Source organism: Mycobacterium sp. E2462, from assembly GCF_001672685.1.
Lineage (GTDB): Bacteria > Actinomycetota > Actinomycetes > Mycobacteriales > Mycobacteriaceae > Mycobacterium.
In genome coordinates this window covers 1-607 of sequence record NZ_LZKC01000458.1, presented here as the reverse complement: position 1 = coordinate 607, position 607 = coordinate 1, and the positions used below count along the sequence as shown (strand labels likewise).

Sequence of the window (607 nt, the reverse complement as noted above, 5' to 3'; positions counted from 1 at the left end):
TGGCGCGCGGATGTATCGCACCGGGGACCTGGTCCGGTGGAACGGCGCGGGGGAGCTAACGTACCTGGGCCGCGCGGACTTCCAAGTCAAGCTGCGCGGTCAACGCATCGAACTCGGCGAGGTCGAGAACGCGTTGCTGGCGTGTGCGGAGGTGACGGTGGCCGCTGCCGCGGTCTATCGGCACGGCGGCGCTGACCGACTCGTCGGCTACGTCGGTGGGCCCGTGCCTCCCGACGCCGATGCGGTGCGAGACGCGGTGGCTGCGCGCTTGCCCGACTACATGGTGCCCGCGCAGATCGTGGCGTTGGAGCGTTTCCCGATGACTTCGTCGGGCAAGATCGACCGAAAGGCGTTGCCCGCTCCCGAATTCACCGCCGCACACTACCGGCCGCCGCAGACCGACACCGAGAAGATCGTCGCCGAAGCATTCGCCGAAGTGTTACACCGAGACGCGGTCGGCCTCGACGACGACTTCTTCGCCCTCGGCGGTGACTCGTTGATCGCGACCCGGGTGAGCGCTCGGTTGCAGGCCGCGCGGCCCAGGTACGTTAGCTCCCCCGCGCCGTTCCACCGGACCAGGTCCCCGGTGCGATACATCCGCGCGCCA

The 607-nt window shown here is 69.0% G+C and carries 1 protein-coding gene; it reads left to right on the top strand.

The genetic code is table 11. The features are described from left to right. A partial coding sequence (locus tag A5714_RS23660) for a phosphopantetheine-binding protein (protein WP_156747469.1) occupies window positions 1-607 on the top strand: 607 nt, incomplete at both ends.